This is a genomic window from uncultured Mycobacterium sp. (assembly GCF_964249325.1).
In the GTDB taxonomy this organism is placed as follows: Bacteria; Actinomycetota; Actinomycetes; order Mycobacteriales; family Mycobacteriaceae; genus Mycobacterium.
Window position 1 is genome coordinate 1 of the sequence record NZ_CAXUCH010000289.1, and the last position, 4941, is coordinate 4941.

The 4941-nt window shown below is 65.2% G+C and carries 4 protein-coding genes and 1 pseudogene; 4 read left to right on the plus strand and 1 reads right to left on the minus strand.

The window, feature by feature from the left end; translation table 11 throughout:
- The 4 genes and pseudogenes from ACFE99_RS22770 to ACFE99_RS22785 form a co-directional block, all read left to right on the plus strand.
- Positions 1–514: pseudogene (locus ACFE99_RS22770) on the plus strand (alpha/beta hydrolase); the annotation flags it as partial.
- A 17-nt stretch (positions 515–531) separates the two neighbouring features.
- Positions 532–2043 carry a long-chain fatty acid--CoA ligase gene (locus ACFE99_RS22775; RefSeq protein WP_375488814.1) on the plus strand — a complete coding sequence of 504 codons (1512 nt, stop codon included), beginning with the start codon at positions 532–534 and terminating at the stop codon, positions 2041–2043.
- 14 nt (positions 2044–2057) lie between these two features.
- Positions 2058–3476, plus strand: coding sequence for an acyl-CoA synthetase (locus ACFE99_RS22780; protein ID WP_375488816.1), 1419 nt, complete (start codon positions 2058–2060; stop codon positions 3474–3476).
- Positions 3467–3817 carry a VOC family protein gene (locus tag ACFE99_RS22785; protein WP_375488818.1) on the plus strand — a complete coding sequence of 117 codons (351 nt, stop codon included), beginning with the start codon at positions 3467–3469 and terminating at the stop codon, positions 3815–3817. Before ACFE99_RS22780 ends, ACFE99_RS22785 begins: the two co-directional genes overlap by 10 nt.
- Positions 3818–3884: 67 nt before the next feature.
- On the opposite strand, the gene dapD is transcribed toward ACFE99_RS22785, so the two are convergent.
- On the minus strand, positions 3885–4841 hold the full coding sequence (gene dapD, locus ACFE99_RS22790) for a 2,3,4,5-tetrahydropyridine-2,6-dicarboxylate N-succinyltransferase (RefSeq protein ID WP_375488820.1): 957 nt from the start codon (positions 4839–4841) through the stop codon (positions 3885–3887).
- Positions 4842–4941: the final 100 nt, after the last annotated feature.

Sequence of the window (4941 nt, forward strand, 5' to 3'; positions counted from 1 at the left end):
CGCCCGGTACCGCACTCCAGTCACCGTGATCGGCTGGAGTCTGGGCGGCATCTACGCACGCGCCATGGCCCGGCGGAGCCAGTCGTCGGTACGCCAGGTGATAACCCTGGGCACGCCGTTTCGCCTGACCGATCACAATCAAACCCGCGCCAGCGCGGCGTTCAACCGGTTTTCCCACCTGCATGTCGAGCGGGCCAGGGTGCCGCTCCAACTCGAAACGGAACCCTTGCCGGTGCCGGCGACGTCGATCTACTCCAAATGCGACGGTGTCGTGGCCTGGCAGGCCTGTCTGGATCTGCAGTCGCCGCGGGCAGAAAACATCGCCGTGATCGGCAGCCACTTTGGCTATGGCCACAATCCTGCGGTGGTGTGGGCTGTCGCCGACCGCTTGGCGCAGCCCTACGGCGAGTGGGCGCCTTTTCGGCCGCCTGCGGTGCTGCGGCCATTGTTTCCGCGGCCAGATACACCGTCCGAGCGGTCTTCGCCGGTCGATTCGCAAACCCGGCTCGCCTAATAGCACAGGAGCGACCGATGAGCTTCAACCTTGCCGTCATGCTGCGCGAATCCCGCAACGCGCATCCGGACAAGCCGCTTTGCCACATCGCCGAGCAGACGTTTAGCTACGCCCAGGTCGACGAAATCTCGGGCCGGATCGCCACGAGCCTGCGCAACCTCGGGGTGGGCCGCGGCGACAAAGTCGCGGTCCAATTGCCTAACGTGCCGCACTTTTTGTTCGCCTACTTCGCGATCCTCAAAGCGGGCGCAGTCATGGTGCCGCTCAACCCGCTGCTGCGCGCGCCGGAAGTCAGTTACCACGTCCACGATTCCGACTCACGGCTGCTGATCACCTTCGAGACGTTCGCCGATGAAGCGGTCAAGGGCGCCGGCGACCTGCCCACGTATGTGGTGAACCTGCCCGGCAACGACAAAAGACCGGAGGACACAAAGCATTTCGACGAGCTGTACTTCGCCGACGACACCGGAGACATCGAGCCGACCAACGCCGACGACACCGCCGTCATCATCTATACGTCTGGGACCACCGGAAAACCAAAGGGCGCCGAGCTGACCCATTTCCAGCTGTTCATGAACTGCACTGTCGCCGGCGAGCTGTTCGAATTCCGCGACGACGACGTCGGCATGGCGGTGCTGCCGATGTTTCACGTGTTCGGGTTGTCCAGTGTGCTGAACGTGACGGTACGGTTCGGCGGCAGCCTGGTTCTGGTGCCCCGGGTCGACGCCAAGACGGTTGTTGACGAACTCGCCCACCACCGCTGCACGATCTTTTCCGGCGTTCCGACAATGTATTTCGCGCTGCTGCAGGCCGACACCGAGGGCCATGACCTCTCCGCCTTGCGGGTGGGGGTATCCGGCGGCGCCGCGATTCCCGGCGAGGTGATCCGCGCCTTCGAAGAGAAGTTCCCGGGTGTGGTGATCCTCGAGGGATACGGCTTGTCCGAGACCGCATCGACCACCACGTTCAACGTCAATGCCGAACAGCGCAAGGTGCTTTCGATCGGAAAACCCATCTGGGGCGTGGAAGTGCGGGTGGTCGACGAGAACGATAACGAATTGCCGCCCGGCACCGACAATGTCGGCGAGATCGTGATCCGCGGGCACAACGTGATGAAAGGTTACTACCAGAAACCCGAGGCGACCGCCGAGGCGTTCCGCCACGGCTGGTTCCACACCGGTGATCTCGCCTACCGCGACGAGGATGGGTACTTCTTCATCGTCGACCGCAAGAAAGATCTGGTGATCCGCGGCGGCTACAACGTCTACCCCCGGGAGATCGAGGAAGTATTGTTCGACCATCCCGGCGTCGCCGCGGCAGCGGTGATTGGCAAACCGGACGAGAAGCTCGGCCAGGAGGTGGTGGCCTTCGTGGTCGCCAAAGAAGGCGTCGAGCTCACGTCCGACAAGCTGATAGCGCACTGCAAGGAGCGGCTGGCCGCCTACAAGTACCCGCGGGAAGTGCGCATCATCGACGAGTTGCCGATGGGTCCCACCGGCAAAGTCCTCAAGAAGGAGCTGCGGCCTTAAGTAGGCTCGCTCGTGTGCTGCTCGCTTCGCTGAATTCTGCTGCCGCTACCGACCTCGGCGATGCCGTGCGCATCGGCGACGTCACGTTGAGCCGCAGCGATCTGATGGGCGCGGCGACCTCGGTGGCCGAGCGGGTCGGCGGCGCGAGCCGGGTCGCGGTGTTGGCCACGCCGAGCGCCTCGACCGTATTGGCCATCACTGGCTGCTTGATCGCCGGTGTGCCGGTGGTGCCGGTTCCCGCCGATGTCGGCCGGGGCGAGCGGCGTCACATCCTCACCGACTCGGGCGCCCAGGCGTGGCTCGGGCCGGTGCCCGAGCAGCCAGAGGACCTACCTCACATCCCGGTGCGGCTGCACGCCCGCTCGTGGCACCGCTACCCGGAGCCGTCGCCGGATTCCATTGCGTTGGTGATCTACACGTCTGGCACCACCGGTCCCCCTAAAGGAGTCCAGCTGAGCCGGCGCGCGATCGCCGCCGATCTCGACGCGCTGGCGAAGGCCTGGCAGTGGACCGCCGACGACGTGTTGGTGCACGGGCTGCCGCTGTTTCATGTTCACGGGTTGGTGTTGGGCTTGCTGGGGTCACTGCGGATCGGAAATCGCTTTGTGCACACCGGAAAACCGACGCCCGCCGCGTATGCTCAGGCTTGTCGTGAGGCTGGCGGGACGCTATATTTCGGTGTCCCGACCGTATGGTCGCGGGTGGTGGCCGACCAAGCGGCCGCCGAGGCGCTGAGGCCGGCGCGGTTACTGGTTTCGGGCAGCGCCGCGTTGCCGGTGGCGGTGTTCGAGCAACTCGCGCAGCTCGGACACCAGCCCGTCGAACGGTACGGCAGTACCGAATCACTGATCACGCTGTCCACCCGCGCCGACGGCGAGCGTCGCGCCGGCTGGGTGGGCGTGCCGTTGGAGAGTATCGAGACCCGGCTGGTCGACGACGAGGGCGGCCTGGCCCCGCATGACGGCGAAACTATTGCCCGACTTCAGGTTCGCGGCCCCACGCTGTTCGATGGCTACCTCAATCGACCGGACGCCACGGCAGAGGTCTTCGACAGCGACGGCTGGTACCGCACCGGCGACGTCGCAGTCGTTGACTCTGGTGGCATGCACCGCATCGTGGGCCGCGAGTCCGTCGACCTCATCAAGTCCGGCGGATACCGTGTCGGCGCAGGAGAAGTCGAAGCGGCGCTACTCGGGCACCCGGGCGTGGAGGAAGTGGCCGTGGTCGGGCTTCCCGACGACGACCTGGGCCAGCGGATCGTCGCGTTCGTCGTCGGCTCGCCTGCTCTGAAAGTTGAATCAGAGGAGTTGATCGACTATGTCGCCCAACAACTTTCGGTGCATAAACGACCGCGGGAAGTGCGGCTGGTGGACAGCCTGCCGCGCAACGCCATGGGCAAGGTGCTCAAGAAGGAGCTGTTGACATGGGGCTGACGTTCGATGAGATCTGCGTCGACGCGGAAAACCCGACCGCGCTGGGCACCTGGTGGTCGACGGTGCTGGGCTGGCCGCACGACATCGACTCCGACGGTGAAGTCGTCGTTCATCCGCCGGCTGGGGCCGGGCCGGACTGGATTTTTCTTCGGGTACCGGACAAGCGAGTTGTCAAGAACCGCATCCACTTCGACTTCCGGCCCGACAATCAGCAGGTCGAAGTCGACCGGGTGCTTGAACTCGGCGCTCGCCGTGTCGATATCGGGCAGGGTGATGACGCGAGCTGGGTGGTGCTAGCGGACCCGGAGGGCAACGAGTTCTGCATTCTGTCGGAACGCTAACCAATCGGTCACTGTGCGGATTTGTACGTCCGCGCTGCGTGTCGCGTACGAAACCGCGCAGTCGGTGCTAGTTGGCGTGCAGGTCTCGGTTGAGCGCGATGCCTTGACCGTCACGGGACACCACTTCGACCGCGCCGGTAAGCGAATTGCGACGAAACAGCATGTTATTGCCGCCGGAGAGCTGGCGGGCCTTGACCGAGGTGCCGTCGCGCATGCTGACTTTGGTGCCCGACGTGAGGTAGAGACCTGCCTCGACCACGCAGTCGTCGCCCAGCGAGATGCCCAGCCCCGAATTTGCGCCTAGCAGACAGCGTTTGCCAATCGAGATGATTTCGGTGCCACCGCCGGACAGCGTGCCCATTATCGAGGCGCCGCCCCCGATGTCGGAACCGTCACCGACCACCACGCCCGCCGAGATGCGGCCTTCGACCATCGAGGTGCCCAGCGTGCCAGCGTTGTAGTTGACGAATCCCTCGTGCATCACGGTGGTGCCCGCTGCCAGATGAGCCCCCAGCCGAACCCGGTCGGCGTCGGCGATACGCACCCCGGTCGGCATCACGTAGTCGACCATCCTGGGGAACTTGTCGACGCCATACACCGTGACCGGCCCGCGGCGGCGCAGCCGCGCCCGCACCGCCTCGAAACCTTCGACGGCACACGGACCGTGGTTGGTCCACACCACTTTGGTCAGGATCCCGAAGAAGCCGTCGGTGTTCAGCCCGTGCGGCACAACCAGCCGGTGCGACAGCAGATGCAGCCGCAGGTACGCGTCATAGGCATCGGAAGCCTTGTCCTCGAGCAAGCCGTTGACTGTGCGGATCGCCACTGTCTCGGTGCCGCGGTCCTCGTCGCGGCCGGCCAACGCGGCCAAGTCGTCGGGAACCTCGGCCAGCGACAGCCGAACCGTGCCGCTCTCACCGGAGGATTCGATCAGTTCGGGCTCGGGAAACCAGGCGTCGAGGACCGATCCGTCGGCGGCCAGCGTTGCCAGCCCGATACCCGAAGCTCCAGTCACGCGGCCCACGCTACTTTCCTCGGCTGAGCCGATGCAAAGCGCCAACACTAGGTTGTCGGGTGGTGGTCCGCTGCGCCCGGCTCCGCCGCGCTCGCGGTCGCCACTGGGT